This is a genomic window from Wenyingzhuangia sp. IMCC45574, from assembly GCF_054182685.1.
In genome coordinates this window covers 2,604,927-2,621,322 of sequence record NZ_CM135169.1, presented here as the reverse complement: position 1 = coordinate 2,621,322, position 16,396 = coordinate 2,604,927, and the positions used below count along the sequence as shown (strand labels likewise).

Sequence of the window (16,396 nt, the reverse complement as noted above, 5' to 3'; positions counted from 1 at the left end):
TTGGATTAACATGTTAGACAGCGAAAAAACACATAAAAGAGATATAGCGCTTATAGATGAGCTTCTATTAGAAAACTCCGAAAACACCTGTATTGAATTTAAACACAATAATGAAAATCCAGACACAATAGGTAAATTATGCTCTTCTATATCTAACTCTACTAGAATAGAACAACAAGATTTTGGATATGTCATATGGGGTATTGAAGATAAAACAAAAAAAATTATTGGTACTAATTTCGACCCTGACAATAAGAAGTATAATAATCAAGTCTTTTTGATGTGGCTTTCTCAAATGTTAACACCAAAGATTGCAATTAAATTTAAAAAAGTAAAACACCCTAAAGGAAACCTAGTTTTATTAGAAATTCCTGCCACTCACTCTACTCCTGTAGAATTTAACAAAATTGCATATTTAAGAATTGGCAGCGCTACACCTAGACTTTCTGATTACCCTGAACATTATCAATTATTGATTAACAGCTTAAGACCCTACACATGGGAAAAAGCAATTGCTAAATCATTTATAACATCTGATGAAGTTTTAAAACATCTTGACTATTCCACCTACTTTAAATTAACCAACCAAAATTTGCCTGATAACAAGAAGGGTATTTTAGAAAAACTTTCTGCAGATAATTTAATAAAAAAAGATGTAGCGAAACACTGGGGAATAACCAATTTAGGAGCAATTCTTTTTGCTGAAAACTTAGATGATTTTGATATTTCTATTTCAAGAAAAGGTATACGTTTTGTTTCATATGATGGAGACAATAGAGCAAATACAGTAAAACAAAGAATTGATGGAAAAAAAGGGTATGCAAATGCTTTTTCTGGTGTTGTTTCTTATATAAACGACCTACTTCCTGTTAACGAACATATAGGTAGTACTCAAAGAAAAAAGCAATTACTGTTTCCTGAAATTGCCATTAGAGAAATAATTGCTAATGCACTAATTCATCAAGATATGACAATAAGTGGTAGCGGCCCATTAATTGAACTATTTAACAATCGTTTAGAGGTAACTAACCCTGGAAAATCATTAGTGCAAACAGATAGAATGATTGACTTACCACCTAGATCAAGAAATGAAGCACTTGCATCATTAATGAGAAGAATGAAGATGTGTGAAGAACAAGGAACTGGTTTAGACAAAGTAATTATTAGTACTGAAATAAATCAATTACCAGCTCCAAAATTTCAAGAAATGAATAACTCCATGCGTGTTATTTTATTTGCACCTAAATCTTTTGGAAGCATGACTGTAAATGAACGAGTGAGAGCCTGTTATCAACATTCCATAATCAAGTACTTAAGTGGAGATAAAATGAAAAACAATACGCTTTGTGAACGTTTTGGAATTGAAAAGAAAAATGCTGCTCAAGCCTCATTGGTTATAAAAAAAGCTTTAGAAATGAAAGTCATTAAAGTTGCTGATCCTGAACATCCAAGAGGCGGATACGAACCTATTTGGGCTTAATTATAATAAACTTCTTGATTCAGTTTTGATTATTCAGACTCAGAACAAGAACCATAAACAATAAACACCTATAAAACAATAACTTACAGCTTTTACAGTTTCTTGATTCAGTTTTGATTTAAGAAACTGTAATTAACTTAGATTTTTGTCGACTTAGTGTAAAACAAGTTGACATGAAAAATATAGCCCTTTCTTTTATACTATTGGTAACCACATTTAGTTTTGCTCAGAAAAAAGACTATTATGTTAAAAAAGGAGCCGCCATAGAAGGTTACGATGTAGTCTCTTACTTTGATAGCAAACCCACCAAAGGAAAAAAAGAATTTACCGCTACGCACGATGGTGTAAAATTCCGTTTTGCAAACGCTAAAAACTTAAAAAAATTCAAAGCCAACCCTACCAAATACATTCCGCAATATGGAGGTTGGTGTGCCTATGCTTTGGGAAAAAACAATGAGAAATACAGCATTAATCCAGAGACTTACGAAATAAAAGACAATAAATTGTATTTGTTCTACAATTCTTGGGGAATAAATACGTTATCTAAGTGGAAGGATGAAAATCCGGAAAAGTTGAAAAAACAAGCGGACCACAATTGGTCTACTTACAAGTAATGTAAGTTTAGTTTAGATTTAGTTTGAAAAAAGCCCTCTAGTGTACACTAGAGGGCTTTTGTTTATATCACAAAACTATGTTTATTCTATACCAACTTTAACAAATAATAGTTTTTCTTACCTCTTTGTAACAACACATATTTATCAGCAATTAAATCTGCTTCTGTAATTTTATAATCTGCCACTACTTTTGCCTTGTTTACAGAAATTGCATTCTCTTTTAACGCACGTCTCGCATCAGAATTTGTTTTTAAGAAGTTAGTTTTTGCAGCCAATGCTCCAATCATATCCAATCCTTCTGTTAACTCATCTTTGCTTAATTCTGCTTGTGGCACTCCATCAAATACATCTAAAAACGTTTGCTCGTCTAAAGATCGTAAATCATCTGCAGTAGATTTTCCAAACAAAATCCCCGATGCTTTAACAGCGTTGTCGTAATCTTCTTGCGAGTGTACCATTACAGTAACTTCCTCTGCTAACTTCTTTTGCAATGCTCTTGCATGTGGAGCTTCTTTATGCTCGGCAATTAAAGCCTCTATTTCTTCTTTTGCTAAGAAAGTAAACTTCTTAATAAAGTTTTCAGAATCCTCATCAGACGAGTTTAACCAGTATTGGTAAAATTTATAAGGAGAAGTTCTTGCTTTGTCTAACCAAATATTTCCTCCTTCAGACTTTCCAAACTTAGTTCCATCTGCTTTGGTAATTAATGGGCAAGTCATAGCATAGGCTTTTCCTTGTGCCTTACGTCTTACCAATTCTGTACCGGTAGTAATATTTCCCCACTGATCTGATCCCCCCATCTGCAACTTACAGTTCATGTTTTCGTACAAGTGTAAAAAATCATATCCTTGAAACAACTGGTACGTAAATTCTGTAAAACTCATTCCCTCTACTCCTTCACCAGAAATACGTTTTTTAACAGAATCTTTGGCCATCATATAGTTTACCGTTAAGTGCTTTCCTATATCACGAACAAAGTCTATTAAAGAAAACTTCTTCATCCAGTCGTAATTATTCACCAATACAGCAGCGTTTTCTGCATCCGATTTAAAATCTAAAAATCGTTCTAACTGACCTCTTACTCCAGCAATATTCTTTGCCAAAGTTTCTTCGTCTAACAAGTTACGTTCTGCAGATTTTCCAGACGGATCTCCAATCATTCCCGTAGCACCTCCTACCAAAGCAACCGGCTTATGACCTGCTCTCTGAAAATGCATTAGTACTATAATTGGAATTAAACTACCAATATGTAAAGAATCTGCAGTAGGATCAAAACCAATATACCCCGTAGTCAATTCTTTTTCTAATTGTTCTTCCGTACCGGGCATAATGTCGTGCATCATCCCTCTCCACTTTAATTCTTCTACAAAATTGTAAGCCATCTTTAAAAATTTTGGGCAAAGATACTTTTTTTTGCGGGCTTTAAGCATTAAGCAATAGGCTTTAGGCTCTCATTTTTTTAGCTTAAGGCATACTGCAAAGAGCATACAGCATAATTAGGGCACTCCCCTGTCGGGTCAGGCTGTCGCTACTCGCTTTTTGTTTTCTTTATAGAATTTAAGAATATGAGTAGTTAAGAAGTTAAGGAGCTTCTGAAAATACTTAACTACTCTACTCCTTAACTCCTGAATTCTATAAACAAAACAAAAGAGCTCAAACACACCTCTCCATCCTTAGTGCTATACGTAATAGGCTTTAAGAATAGACTATAAAAATTTAAAAAAGCACACAGCATATTGCCTACAGCTTATAGCCAAAAAGAGTTAACTTTGTGAACGTGAATACAGACATTAAACTTAAAGTATCCGTTTTACCTAACACTCCAGGAGTCTATCAATATTTTGATAAAGAAGGAACTATTATCTATGTAGGTAAAGCCATCAACCTAAAAAAAAGGGTAAGCAGCTATTTTAACAAAAATCACGACGATGCTAAAACGCGAATTTTAGTATCTAAAATATGTGATATAAAACACATTGTTGTAGCCACAGAAACCGATGCTTTGTTGCTAGAAAATAGTCTTATTAAAAAGCACCAGCCTAAATACAATGTGCTATTAAAAGACGACAAAACATACCCTTGGATTTGTATTAAAAAAGAACGTTTTCCTAGAGTTTTTGTAACTCGTAAAATGATTAAAGACGGCTCTGAGTATTTTGGACCTTACACCAATGTAAAAACAGCCTATGCTTTGTTAGATTTAATCAAAGAACTCTATCAAATTCGTAGTTGTAATTTCGATTTAAGTGCCAATAATATTGCTGTAGGAAAATTTAAAGTCTGTTTAGATTATCACATTAAAAAATGCAAAGGACCTTGCGAAGCTTTTCAGAGCGAAAGCGAATACAATCAGCAAATTCTAGCCATTAAAAATATTATTAAAGGAAACTTTAAGCATTCTTTAACTGCTTTTACCCAAATGATGCAAAATTTTGCTCAAAAAATGGAGTTTGAAGAAGCACAAAAGATTAAAGAAAAAATGGACTTACTTGCCAATTACCAGGCAAAATCTACCATTGTTACCCCTACCATTAACAATGTAGATGTATTCTCTATTTTGTCTGATGACACAGCTGCTTATGTAAACTTCTTTAAAATTTCTAACGGATCTATTATACAGTCTCATACTACAGAAATTAAAAAGAAACTAGAAGAAACAGACAAAGAATTACTAGAATTAGCGATTGTAGAGCTAAGAGATCGTTTTAATTCTATAGCTCCAGAAATCTTTGTTCCTTTTAAAGTAAATGTAGGAGAAAACATAAAAGTAACTGTACCCAAACAGGGAGATAAATTAAGAGTCGTAGAGTTATCGTTAAGAAATGCCAAATATTACAGACAAGAACAGTTTAAACAAGTTCAAATTGTAGATCCAGAACGCCATACCAAAAGAATTATGGCACAAATGAAAAAAGACCTACGTTTAAGTAACGAACCAAGACATATAGAATGTTTTGACAACTCTAACATTCAGGGAACCAACCCCGTTGCAGCTTGTGTGGTCTTTAAAGATGGTAAACCAAGTAAAAAAGACTACAGGCATTTTAACATTCAAACGGTAGAAGGTCCCGATGATTTTGCTTCTATGGAGGAAGCAGTACACAGACGTTACAAACGTTTGCTAGACGAAGACCAACCATTGCCTCAATTAATTTTAATTGATGGTGGTAAGGGACAATTATCATCGGCCTTAAAAAGTTTAGACTTACTAGGACTTAGAAATAAAATAGCCATTATAGGTATTGCCAAACGTTTAGAAGAACTCTTTTTTCCAGAAGACCCTATTCCATTGTACTTGGATAAAAAATCAGAAACTCTTAAAATACTACAGCAACTCCGTAATGAAGCACACCGTTTTGGAATTACGCATCACAGAAACAGAAGGAGTAATACTGCCCTAAATTCTGAATTGGAAGAAATACCCGGAATAGGAAAACAAAGTGTAGAAACGTTGTTGCAGTATTTTAAATCGGTAAAACGAATTAAAGAAGCAGATTTAGAACAATTAACCAATGTTATAGGAACTTCAAGAGCTAAAAAAATACATACATATTTCCATCAAAAAGAATAACTTTATACTGCGGTTAATCACATGCAGAGAGTAATCACGCAACCCTCAACAGAAAATAGCATCTAAACAAAAAATCCTGATGAAAAAGCTGCTTATCTTTTTAACCATACTTTTTAACACTTTCTTACAAGCACAAGAGAAAGCTCCTAAAATTGGTTTGGTCTTAAGTGGTGGTTCTGCTAAAGGATTTTCGCACATTGGAGTCTTAAAAGCCATTGAAGAATCTGGCTTAGAACTAGATTATATAGGAGGAACTAGCATGGGAGCTGTTGTTGGTGCGCTATACGCATCTGGTTATACCGCCAAACAAATGGACTCTATTTTTATGGCCATAGACTTTCCAAAAATGCTTACAGACGACATAGACCGTAAATATTATTCCTACTTTGATAAAAAAAATGAGCAAAAGTACCTGTTTACTCTTCCTATAAAAGGATTTAAGGTAGGAGTGCCTATTGCTTTATCCAAAGGTCAAAACACGTACAATAAACTTAGTGAGTTATTTCATCATGTAGATGGTATTTCTGATTTCTCTAAACTCCCTATTCCTTTTTTCTGCATTGCCACAAATATTGAAACAGGAAAACAAGTAGAAATAAACACAGGTTCTCTACCCCTAGCCATTAGATCTAGTGCTTCTTTACCAACACTTTTAACTCCCAGTAAAATAGATTCTCTTACGTTAATAGACGGAGGTATTGCCAATAACTTCCCCGTAAACGAAATGAGAGCTAAAGGAATGGATTACGTTATTGGTATTGATGTTCAAGGGCATTTAAAAAAACCAGAAACGCTAGACTCTGCTGTTAAGGTAATAGATCAGATTGTAAACTTTCAATTGTACGGTAAGGATTCTACTTATTTTAAAAGTCAGGTAGATTTATACATGCACCCTAACGTTAAAGATTTTAGTATTATAGACTTTAAACGAAAGCGAGAAATTATAGATTCTGGATATGAAAAAGCAAAGCAGTACATCGCAACGTTTAAAAAATTAGCACAAAACCAGCGTAAAAAAGAAAAGAAAAAAGTAGTAATAGACACCAAAGAATACACCATTGATACTTTAAAAATTAATGGAGCCAGAAGTTATACTCGTCGCTACATTAGAGGTAAATTAAACATTAAAAAAGGAACAAAAGTATCCTTACAAGAGTTTAACGACAATATAAACTACGCAACCACTACCAATAATTTTAACAGCCTCTACTATCGCTTTAAAGAAAAAGATTCTACGGTTAGTCTAAACATAAACCTGTCTCAAAACAGTAATAACAAATCATTAAGACTAGGAGCTCATTACGATGCCATATACAAACTTGCAGGTTTAGTAAACTACACTCAAAAACACTTGTTCTTACAAAACGACATACTCTCTGCTGACTTTATTTTTGGAGATAATTTAAGATACAATATTAATTACTTTATTGATAACGGACTTTTTCTAGGCTATGGAATCTATTCTAGGTTTAATCAATTAGGAGTTACTGTAAAAGGAACAAACTTTGTAAGTGCCAACATAAACCAGTTTAATTTAGAACACGAAGACTTTACTAACTATATATACACCCAAGGAAACTACGACAATAAGTATGCTATTTCTTTTGGTATAGAACACAAGTATATTAATAGTTATACCAATAATTTCTCATCGGAAAGAGACCAAGACAAGACCATTTTTGACAACAGTCATTATTTAAATTTAGTAGGGAAAATTGAAGCAGACACTTATGACAAGAAAAGTTTTCCGAACAAAGGAGTTTTACTAGATATTTCTTGGAGGTATTTTATGCTCTCTACTGACTTTAGTGAAACATTTTCTCCTTTTTCGCAAATAAGAGTTAAAACAGAAGGTATTTGGACCATCTCTAACCGTTGGTCTTTTATGGGACATGTAGACGGAGCTATTAGTTTTACAGACACTACCTTAGAGAACTTTAACTATTTACTAGGTGGCTACGGTGAAAACTTTATAAACAACTTTGTTCCTTTCTATGGTTACTCATTTGCAGAACTAGAAGGAAACTCTTACTTAAAAACCTTAGGAAACTTTAGGTTTAGATTTCATAAGAAAAACTATTTAGATTTCTCTGCAAACTACGGTATTGTAACAAACAATATTCTAGACTTTTTAGCAAACGAATCTTTCTTTGACAATGCTAGAACAGGATACGCAATAGGTATTAGTTCTGACACGTTTATAGGCCCTTTAGAAATAAAATACACTTGGTCTCCAGAAAACAGATATGATAGGGTCTTAATAAGTGCTGGATTTTGGTTTTAAAACAAAAAAAAGCCTCACCAGTAATAACTGATAAGGCTTAATTTGATATGATTTTACTTTCTTCGAGAAAACTTATATTGTAAATACATATAAGAATCTCTTGGTATAATTTTTATCCACTTGCTGTGTTCTGTTAACCATTTTCTCTGCTGTTTACGCAGTTGTCTTTTTAGGTATGCAGCCACAAAAGGGTGTACATGTAAAAATATATTTTCTTTACGCTTTTTTGTTTTCGTCAGTAACTTTCTTAACTCAACATCAATTTTGTCTACAAGCACTATTGGTGCCTCTACTACTCCATTCTTATTAGGATTAGGTTCCTTGGTGTTAATATTAGTTTCTGGTCGAACTCTTTGACGAGTAATTTGCACTAAACCAAACTTACTTGGAGGTAAGATTTTGTGTTTGGTTCTATCAGAGGCCATTTCGTTTTTTAAATGCTCGTATAGTTTTTGACGGTTTTCATTGGTATTCATATCAATGAAATCAATAACTATAATCCCACCCATGTCTCTTAAACGCAACTGTCGTGCTATTTCAGTTGCCGCAATTAAATTCACTTCTAGAGCAGTGTCTTGTTGACTAGTAGCCTTATTAGAACGATTTCCACTATTTACATCAATAACATGTAAAGCTTCTGTATGTTCTATAACTAAATAGGCTCCTTTACTCATAGAGACGGTCTCTCCAAAAGAAGATTTAATCTGTCTTTCAATTCCAAATTTTTCAAAAATTGGGACATGTCCATCATAGTCTTTAACAATCTTTACCTTTTGGGGATCTATTTCTTCTATATAATCCCTTACCTCATTGGCCAGTTCTGGATCGTCTACAACTATGTTTGTAAAAGAATCGTTTAATACATCTCTTAAAATAGAAGATGCTCTATTCAACTCACTCAAAACTTTAGTAGGTGTGTTTGTATTAGGAATACGTTCGCACATTTCTACCCATCTTTGTAGTGAATTCTGTAAATCTTTGTCTAATTCTGCAACTTTCTTACCCTTTGCTACGGTGCGCAGAATTAGTCCAAACCCTTTTGGTTTGATACTTTTTGCCAATTTCTTTAGTCTCTCTTTTTCCTTTGGATCTTCTATCTTTTGGGAAACCGATACTCTATTAGAAAACGGCACTAAAACTAAATACCTACCAGCAATGGACAGTTCAGAACTAATTCTGGGTCCTTTGGTAGATATAGGTTCTTTTACAATCTGAACAAGGATGTTTTGTTTCGGTTTTAACACCTTATCAATACTACCTCCTTTGTCAATATCCTTCTCAAATTGAAACTTTTTTAGCGTAAAATCTTTATAATTACCTGTACTTACTTTCTTTAAAAAGCTGTTTAGAGATTGTACTTGAGCACCTAAATCATGATAATGTAAAAAACCATCTTTTTCATAACCAACATTTACAAATGTTGCATTAAGTCCTTTAAGAACTTTACCTGCTTTGGCTAAAAAAATGTCTCCTACAGAAATTTTATTATCATTAGATTCGTTGTTTAACTCAATCAACCTACCATCTTTAAGTAAAGCAAAATCAATATCAGAAGAATTTGAACGAATAATTAATTCTAACTTCATCCTGATGTTGTTTTTAAATGTTGCAAATGCAACACGATTAAAAATAAGTAATTGATAATTAAGACGAATGTCTTAATGTCAATGAACGTTTATAGTTTTGAGAAAACTATAAAAACAAGAAAAAGTAAGTTTAAAACTTACTTTTTCTTATGTCTGTTAGCTCTTGATCTTTTCTTTCTTTTGTGAGTAGAGATCTTAGCTCTTTTTCTCTTTTTACCACTTGGCATAATTTATAATTTTAAAGTCTCTATAACTCTATAGAGATAGTTAATATTCTATTTTTATTTTACTTCAACTTTCGCTTTTACTCCTTCAGTAAAAGTTTTAGCAGGTTTAAATGCTGGAATGTTGTGTGCAGGTATCTTAATTGTTGTGTTCTTAGAAATGTTTCTTCCTGTTTTTTCAGCTCTTGTTTTAATTACAAAACTTCCAAAACCTCTTAAATAAACATTATCCCCATTCTCTAAAGCATTTTTTACCTCATCCATAAACGCTTCAACAGTTGCTAAAACATCAGCTTTTTCAATTCCCGATTTGTCCGCAATTGTCGTAACTAAATCTGCTTTCGTCATTTTTTATAATTTTAGTTTGTTATTTCTAGAAAATTTGAGGACGCAAATATAGGATAATTAATTAATTCTAAAAAGATTACCTGCTAAATTTTAAAAGAAGTTTCTTTAAGTTTGCATTCCTAGCTACAAATATATGGAATTTTATAAGATACTGGAAACGTGGTATTTAGAAAACAAAAGAAACCTTCCTTGGAGAAACACCTCTAATCCTTATTATATATGGATGTCAGAAATCATTCTTCAACAAACAAGAGTACAGCAAGGATTGGACTATTACAACAAGTTTGTTAAGCACTATCCAACCGTAAAAGATCTTGCAAATGCCAGTGAAGATTCTGTATTAAAAGACTGGCAAGGCTTGGGCTATTATTCTAGAGCCAGAAACCTTCATTTTTCTGCAAAGTATATTTGCAACGAACTTAACGAAGTATTTCCCACCACATATAATGACATTATTAAACTAAAAGGTGTTGGAGATTATACCGCTTCTGCTATAGCATCTATTTGTTTTAACGAAAAAACAGCGGTGGTAGATGGAAATGTATACAGAGTTTTGGCAAGATACTTTAATATAGATACACCTATAAACTCTACACAGGGTATTAAGTATTTTAAAAATTTAGCTCAAGAATTAATTACCAATGCTACTCCAAGAGAATACAACCAAGCAATTATGGACTTTGGAGCCATGGTCTGTAAGCCTCAGGGTCCAGACTGTAACAACTGTCCTTTAGAATCTGGCTGTTTGGCAAAAGCAAAAAACACCATTAACCTACTTCCTGTAAAAGAGAAAAAAATTAAAATTAAAAACCGTCACTTTAATTTTATTATTCTGGACGATGGTACACATACCTATATAGAGAAACGAATTGGAAAAGGAATATGGGAAAACCTATATCAATTCCCTTTAATTGAATCTAAAAGTAAACTAACAAAAAACGAACTGATTAAAGATTCCTTTTTTGAGAAGTACAGCGCAAATAAAAACGAGCTTGCTTGTTTTAACACAATACCTTGGGTCCACAAATTAAGCCACCAACACCTACACACACAATTTTGGATTTTTAACGTAGACGAAATACTTCAACCCTTAAAAACAAAGTGGACCGAAGTAGAAAAATATGCTGTTCCTAAACTGATTCACAAATTTTTAGAGAGCTACCAAACCAAATAATTTTTCATTATTTTTGAATACTAATATAGTAAATCGTTTATGGCAGGTACTTTAAATAAAGTCATGTTAATTGGTCATTTAGGAGACAACGTAAAAACCCATTATTTTGATGATGGTTCTTGTGTTGGAAGATTCCCTGTAGCCACTAATGAAACATACACAAACAAAAGTACTGGCGAAAAAATTACTACTACTGAATGGCACAATATAGTTGTTAGAAACAAACTAGCAGAAATATGCGAACAGTACCTTAGTAAAGGAGATAAAGTTTATTGCGAAGGAAAAATTAAAACACGTGAGTGGGAACAAGAGGGTGTAAAAAAATATACCGTTGAAATTCACGTTCACGACATGAATTTTTTATCTCCAAAAAACGAAACCAAAACTTCTACAGAAGAAAAACCTAACTCCGAAGGAATAATAGACGATTTACCTTTTTAACTTTTAAATTTTGCCCGAAGAACCCATATACACGAACCTAGAACTCACTGTCAACTGCATAAGTACAATTGTACTATTAATTTGTTCAGCTCTAATCTCTGGTTCAGAAGTTGCCTTTTTCTCTTTAACTCCTAAAGAGTTAGACGAAATAAACGACCTTAAAACAAGTAATGCTAATAAAGCAGCTTCTCTTATTAACCATCCTAAAAAATTATTGGCCAACATTCTAGTTGCCAACAATGCAATTAATATTTTAATTGTACTTCTCTTTTCTAGTTTGGGAGATGTTTTCTTTAAAGATTTAAACTACACTATTGACTTTTATTTTTTTAACGCCAATATTCGTTTTTTTATTGAGGTTATACTAATAACATTTATAATATTGATTTTTGGTGAAGTACTACCAAAGGTTTACGCCAATAGAAATTCTAAAAAGTTTGCGCTTTTAATGAGTAGTTCCCTTGTAATTCTTAGCAAGGTATTTGGAATAATTAGTTACCCTTTAATTGGACTTTCTAACTTAATTGAGAAATACTTAAGAAACTCTAAAAGTAATTTTTCTGTTGAAGACCTATCTCAAGCTCTGGAACTAACCTCTGAAGGAGAAACTACAGAAGAACAAAAAAACATATTAGAGGGAATTGTAAATTTTGGAAACACAGAAACTGTTCAAATCATGAATCCAAGAATAGATATTTCTGCAATTCCAAAAACAGCTTCTTTCCAAGAAGTTCTAGATAATATAGCCCAAAAAGGATTTTCTAGAAACCCAATTTACGACAACAACATAGACGAAATAGTCGGAATACTTTACTCTAAAGACTTACTCCCACATTTAAACAAAAAAAACTTTGACTGGTCTAAACTCGTTAGAGAACCTTATTTTGTTCCAGAAAATAAAAAGCTAGATGATTTATTAATAGATTTTCAAGAACGAAAAAACCACTTAGCCATTGTTGTAGATGAATATGGAGGAACTAGTGGTTTGGTAACTTTAGAAGATGTTATAGAAGAAATTGTTGGAGACATCTCCGATGAATTTGACGATGAAGATTTATCGTATTCAAAAATTGACGACAAAAACTATGTTTTTGAAGGAAAAATAAACCTGAAAGACTTTTGCAAAGTTCTTAATATAGACGAGGCTTCTTTTGAAAAAGACAAAGGAGAATCTGAAACTTTAGCAGGTCTTATCTTAGAACTTTCTGGTAAGTTTCCACGTAAATTCGAGAAAATTAGTTACCAAGAAATGATTTTTACCGTAGAGGCTATTGAAAGAAAACGTATCAAACAAATAAAAGTAGCGTTGCAATAAATTTATTAAATGAAAAACATCTTCTTATTTTCACTTTTTGTGATCTGTATCTCCTGTAACGAAAATGTAACACCTAAACCCAAAGCTTATTTAAACTTAAGCTATAAACAGCCTACTTATCAAAAAATACCCGACACAGACATTCCTTATTATTTTGAAATTTCTAGTCAATCAACTTTTACATTAAAGGAAAACAACTGGGCAAACATCCATTATCCTCATCTAAAAGCAGACATAAACATTACCTATCAAAAAGTAAACAACGATATTTACCAATTAATTTCTGATGCAGAAAAGTTAACATTTAAGCACACTTTAATGGCAGACCAAATAGATGTTCGTCCTTTTGAAAATCCTAAAAAAAAGGTATATGCTCGTATTTTTAACGTCTCTGGAAACGCAGCTTCTCCCATACAATTTCAGGCAACAGATTCTGTAAAAAACTTTATAAGTGGCTCTCTGTATTTTAAAGTTGCTCCCAACTACGACTCTATACAACCAGCAATTGTGTATGTTAAAAAAGATATAGAAAACTTAATAGAATCCTTGGAGTGGACTAACTAATAAGAAAACCTCTTTAGTCTTGTAGAAATAAACAGCATGTACAGCAGGGTTCCAAATATCAATGCTCCAGACAATAGGTGAATTGCCTGTGTTCCAAAAGGGAATTTTACATAATACATTAAAATCCCTGTTAAAGCTTCAAAAAACAACAAGCCTAAAACCCAATTCATCTGCTCGAACCTTAATATATACTTCTTGTTCATCCAGTACATTGCAAGTGCCACAATAACGACCGCTATCGTAAAAGACCTATGTATATAGAACTTTAAACTAGGATCTAATAGACTAAATTGCTTCTGCTCAAAACCATTTAGCTTTACTTGTTCATCTACAAATTGTCTTACCTGAGTCCCTAACAAAATTTGTGCAATCATCATAAATAAGAATACATATAATAATGAGTGAAAACTTTTATGATACTTGTACGTTCTTGTATGATTGGATTGCACTACTAAAAACCTTGCTCTTAGCAATAGAGCTATAATGGCCAAACCACCTATCATATGAAACGTAATGATATAAGGTGTTAAAAAACTATCTACTACTACTTTTCCCAACCAGGCCTCGAACAGCATACCCAAAAAAGCAAAGTATACCAAAGGCGATACACCTGCTATCTTGTTCTTATTAAACGTTACTTTAAAAAGTAAGACTAAAAACACAAATCCGGCAAGTACCGACGACAATCTATTTACATATTCCGTCCAAGTATGATACACATTAAACTCCGCATAATCATGCTTGGTGTACTCTGCCCAATTTCCCAACTGAAACTCGGAACCTGTTGTAAGTGTTTCTTCTGCCACAAACAAGGCTTCATTACGAATAATAATTGTCCCCTCCTCAAAAGTGGTATTAGGCTTCCATATCAATTGATCTTCAGATGTTGGAGGCACAAGATATCCAAAACATTTTGGCCAATCTGGGCATCCCATACCCGAACCAGTCATTCTTACAACCGAACCCGCCAAGAATATGATATAGACAGATACTGTTGCAACTTTAATGGTGTTTAAGAGCGATTTGTTCATTTTCAGAGGAATAGTAGTACTTTAGTTTGAGACAAAACTAAAAAAAAACCACCCTAAAAAGAGTGGTTTTTAAAATTTTACAATTATTTAAACTATTTCTTAGCTGCACAACATGGCTTTTCCTTATTGGCCGACTTACATTCTTCTTTGGCAGTACCCTCACATTTCTTTTCGCATGCCTTTTTACAAGGCTCACCTTCTTTGTGCCCACATTTCTCTGCACACTCCTTAGAACATCCTTTCTTTAAGTCTTCGTGACTTGCCTTATAAGTCTTACCATCTATCAACCCATTAATGGTATTGATTATTTTTTCCTCAGAAGTTTTATTGCTATCATATGTAAATATTCCTTTTTTAGCTTCAAAATCAACCTTAGATTCGGTTACACCTTCTAGCTTAGAAATTTTAGACTCAATTGTCTTAGCACATCCTATCTCACACGTCATTCCTTCTATATTCACTTTAGAAGTAACTAACGCTTTTGGTAAATTAGCTTCAACAGCTTCTGTTTTCTTTTCTGCAGCAGGTTTACAAGCAACTGTATTAATTGCTAAAACTGCAACAACTATATACTTTAGTAGTTTCATACTTATTAAATTTATTCCGATAACAAATATACGTCTTCTTAGTAAGATTTATCTATTTAAATGCGCTATTCATCTAAATGGGTTTTTACTGCGTTCTTATTTAGTTGTTAACAAATAATACAGCAAAACACTTACAACAAACCCCCTAATTCTCAGCTAAATAAATATTGTAAAAAAATAATACCAGATGCTGTTTGTTGAAAAATAATATGTATATTTGCGTCCATTTTATTAACAAGCATTATAAATTTATAACGTATGTACGCAATTGTAGAGATAGCAGGGCAGCAATTTAAAGTTGCGCAAGACCAAAAAGTATACGTTCACCGTTTACAAGACGAAGAAGGAGCATCTGTTTCTTTTGACAACGTTTTATTAGTAGACAACGACGGTGAAGTTACTGTTGGAGCCCCGGCTATAGAAGGAGCATCGGTAAAAGCCAAAGTTCTAGGTCACTTAAAGGGTGATAAGGTAATCGTTTTCAAGAAGAAAAGAAGAAAAGGTTACAAAAAGAAAAACGGACACCGTCAGTATTTAACTGAAATTCAAATTGAAGCTATCAACGCTTAATTTGCAAGTCTAAACAAAATTAATTAAGAAATAATAATCCTAAAAAACACAATATTATGGCTCATAAGAAAGGTGTCGGAAGTTCGAAGAACGGTAGAGAATCAGAATCGAAACGATTAGGTGTAAAGATATTTGGTGGACAAGCTGCATTAGCTGGTAACATCTTAGTACGTCAAAGAGGTACTACTCACAACCCAGGTGAAAATGTTTACATGGGGAAAGATCATACTTTACATGCAAAAGTTGATGGAATTGTAAAATTCCAAAAGAAAAGAAACAACAAATCTTATGTTTCTATTACTCCTGTAGAAATTGCAGAAGCTTAATTAGAAAAATTAAGATAACATTATAAAAAGCTCGAATACATTTAGTATTCGAGCTTTTTATTTTACCCTACATAAAACATAGTTTATTATAAAGACATTTTTTTAAACAATGTTATTTCATAACATTTTATTTACCAATAACTTACACAAAACAAACATTCTAATGTTTAGTTAACACAAAAAACACTTTCGCTTTAATCTTTATTAGTCATAACATAAAGTAAGCTTTTCATTTAGCACCTCGCAACTCTCTAGTTTTGTTAGGCAAACTAAATCTTATT

The 16,396-nt window shown here is 32.8% G+C and carries 15 protein-coding genes; 10 read left to right on the top strand and 5 right to left on the bottom strand.

Annotated features, from left to right (window positions below; all coding sequences use genetic code 11):
• The first annotated feature begins 10 nt into the window (after window positions 1-10).
• Window positions 11-1,480, top strand: a complete 1,470-nt coding sequence (locus ACXHHC_RS11170) for an ATP-binding protein (protein WP_458226462.1) — start codon at window positions 11-13, stop codon at window positions 1,478-1,480.
• Window positions 1,481-1,653: 173 nt separating this feature from the next.
• A complete protein-coding gene (locus ACXHHC_RS11165) occupies window positions 1,654-2,094 on the top strand; it encodes a YHS domain-containing (seleno)protein (RefSeq protein ID WP_458226461.1) in 441 nt (146 codons plus the stop codon).
• An 86-nt stretch (window positions 2,095-2,180) separates the two neighbouring features.
• Here ACXHHC_RS11165 and tyrS read toward each other — a convergent pair whose 3' ends face one another.
• Entirely contained in the window at window positions 2,181-3,476 is a 1,296-nt protein-coding gene (gene tyrS / locus ACXHHC_RS11160; protein WP_458226460.1) for a tyrosine--tRNA ligase, read from the bottom strand.
• A 395-nt stretch (window positions 3,477-3,871) separates the two neighbouring features.
• Between tyrS and uvrC the strand changes: the two genes are divergently transcribed.
• A complete protein-coding gene (uvrC, locus tag ACXHHC_RS11155) occupies window positions 3,872-5,665 on the top strand; it encodes an excinuclease ABC subunit UvrC (RefSeq protein WP_458229248.1) in 1,794 nt (597 codons plus the stop codon).
• Between the two features lie 79 nt (window positions 5,666-5,744).
• The gene (locus tag ACXHHC_RS11150) at window positions 5,745-7,949 is read left to right on the top strand and encodes a patatin-like phospholipase family protein (protein WP_458226459.1); all 2,205 of its coding nucleotides are present in this window, start codon (window positions 5,745-5,747) and stop codon (window positions 7,947-7,949) included.
• 53 nt (window positions 7,950-8,002) lie between these two features.
• Here the strand turns inward: ACXHHC_RS11150 and ACXHHC_RS11145 are convergent, their stop codons facing one another.
• A complete protein-coding gene (locus ACXHHC_RS11145; protein ID WP_458226458.1) occupies window positions 8,003-9,535 on the bottom strand; it encodes an Rne/Rng family ribonuclease in 1,533 nt (510 codons plus the stop codon).
• A 281-nt stretch (window positions 9,536-9,816) separates the two neighbouring features.
• Entirely contained in the window at window positions 9,817-10,107 is a 291-nt protein-coding gene (locus tag ACXHHC_RS11140) for an HU family DNA-binding protein (RefSeq protein WP_010136136.1), read from the bottom strand.
• Window positions 10,108-10,240: 133 nt separating this feature from the next.
• Between ACXHHC_RS11140 and mutY the strand changes: the two genes are divergently transcribed.
• From mutY to gldD, 4 genes are read left to right on the top strand one after another with little or no spacing between them, the layout of a single operon-like run.
• Window positions 10,241-11,281, top strand: coding sequence for an A/G-specific adenine glycosylase (gene mutY / locus ACXHHC_RS11135; RefSeq protein WP_458226457.1), 1,041 nt, complete (start codon window positions 10,241-10,243; stop codon window positions 11,279-11,281).
• Window positions 11,282-11,320: 39 nt separating this feature from the next.
• Entirely contained in the window at window positions 11,321-11,722 is a 402-nt protein-coding gene (locus ACXHHC_RS11130; protein ID WP_458226456.1) for a single-stranded DNA-binding protein, read from the top strand.
• Between the two features lie 10 nt (window positions 11,723-11,732).
• On the top strand, window positions 11,733-13,037 hold the full coding sequence (gldE, locus tag ACXHHC_RS11125; protein ID WP_458226455.1) for a gliding motility-associated protein GldE: 1,305 nt from the start codon (window positions 11,733-11,735) through the stop codon (window positions 13,035-13,037).
• A 9-nt stretch (window positions 13,038-13,046) separates the two neighbouring features.
• Window positions 13,047-13,601 carry a gliding motility lipoprotein GldD gene (gene gldD, locus ACXHHC_RS11120; RefSeq protein WP_458226454.1) on the top strand — a complete coding sequence of 185 codons (555 nt, stop codon included), beginning with the start codon at window positions 13,047-13,049 and terminating at the stop codon, window positions 13,599-13,601.
• Here the strand turns inward: gldD and ACXHHC_RS11115 are convergent.
• Together ACXHHC_RS11115 and ACXHHC_RS11110 are read right to left on the bottom strand one after the other, a co-directional pair.
• Entirely contained in the window at window positions 13,598-14,632 is a 1,035-nt protein-coding gene (locus tag ACXHHC_RS11115) for a COX15/CtaA family protein (protein ID WP_458226453.1), read from the bottom strand. The genes gldD and ACXHHC_RS11115 overlap by 4 nt on opposite strands.
• A 92-nt stretch (window positions 14,633-14,724) precedes the next feature.
• Entirely contained in the window at window positions 14,725-15,219 is a 495-nt protein-coding gene (locus ACXHHC_RS11110; protein ID WP_458226452.1) for a heavy-metal-associated domain-containing protein, read from the bottom strand.
• 258 nt (window positions 15,220-15,477) lie between these two features.
• Here ACXHHC_RS11110 and rplU point away from each other — a divergent pair, with 258 nt between their 5' ends.
• Window positions 15,478-15,789 (top strand): 50S ribosomal protein L21, encoded by a 312-nt coding sequence (rplU, locus tag ACXHHC_RS11105; RefSeq protein WP_458226451.1) that lies wholly within the window; start codon window positions 15,478-15,480, stop codon window positions 15,787-15,789.
• Window positions 15,790-15,845: 56 nt separating this feature from the next.
• Entirely contained in the window at window positions 15,846-16,115 is a 270-nt protein-coding gene (gene rpmA / locus ACXHHC_RS11100) for a 50S ribosomal protein L27 (protein WP_458226450.1), read from the top strand.
• Window positions 16,116-16,396 lie beyond the last annotated feature (281 nt).

Bases quoted from the DNA above. Each gene is read 5' to 3' on its own strand.
- ACXHHC_RS11170 (WP_458226462.1), top strand. From the start codon at position 11: ATGTTAGACAGCGAAAAAACACATAAAAGAGATATAGCGCTTATAGAT.
- ACXHHC_RS11165 (WP_458226461.1), top strand. From the start codon at position 1,654: ATGAAAAATATAGCCCTTTCTTTTATACTATTGGTAACCACATTTAGT.
- tyrS (WP_458226460.1), bottom strand. From the start codon at position 3,476: ATGGCTTACAATTTTGTAGAAGAATTAAAGTGGAGAGGGATGATGCAC.
- ACXHHC_RS11150 (WP_458226459.1), top strand. From the start codon at position 5,745: ATGAAAAAGCTGCTTATCTTTTTAACCATACTTTTTAACACTTTCTTA.
- ACXHHC_RS11145 (WP_458226458.1), bottom strand. From the start codon at position 9,535: ATGAAGTTAGAATTAATTATTCGTTCAAATTCTTCTGATATTGATTTT.
- ACXHHC_RS11140 (WP_010136136.1), bottom strand. From the start codon at position 10,107: ATGACGAAAGCAGATTTAGTTACGACAATTGCGGACAAATCGGGAATT.
- mutY (WP_458226457.1), top strand. From the start codon at position 10,241: ATGGAATTTTATAAGATACTGGAAACGTGGTATTTAGAAAACAAAAGA.
- ACXHHC_RS11130 (WP_458226456.1), top strand. From the start codon at position 11,321: ATGGCAGGTACTTTAAATAAAGTCATGTTAATTGGTCATTTAGGAGAC.
- gldD (WP_458226454.1), top strand. From the start codon at position 13,047: ATGAAAAACATCTTCTTATTTTCACTTTTTGTGATCTGTATCTCCTGT.
- ACXHHC_RS11115 (WP_458226453.1), bottom strand. From the start codon at position 14,632: ATGAACAAATCGCTCTTAAACACCATTAAAGTTGCAACAGTATCTGTC.
- ACXHHC_RS11110 (WP_458226452.1), bottom strand. From the start codon at position 15,219: ATGAAACTACTAAAGTATATAGTTGTTGCAGTTTTAGCAATTAATACA.
- rplU (WP_458226451.1), top strand. From the start codon at position 15,478: ATGTACGCAATTGTAGAGATAGCAGGGCAGCAATTTAAAGTTGCGCAA.
- rpmA (WP_458226450.1), top strand. From the start codon at position 15,846: ATGGCTCATAAGAAAGGTGTCGGAAGTTCGAAGAACGGTAGAGAATCA.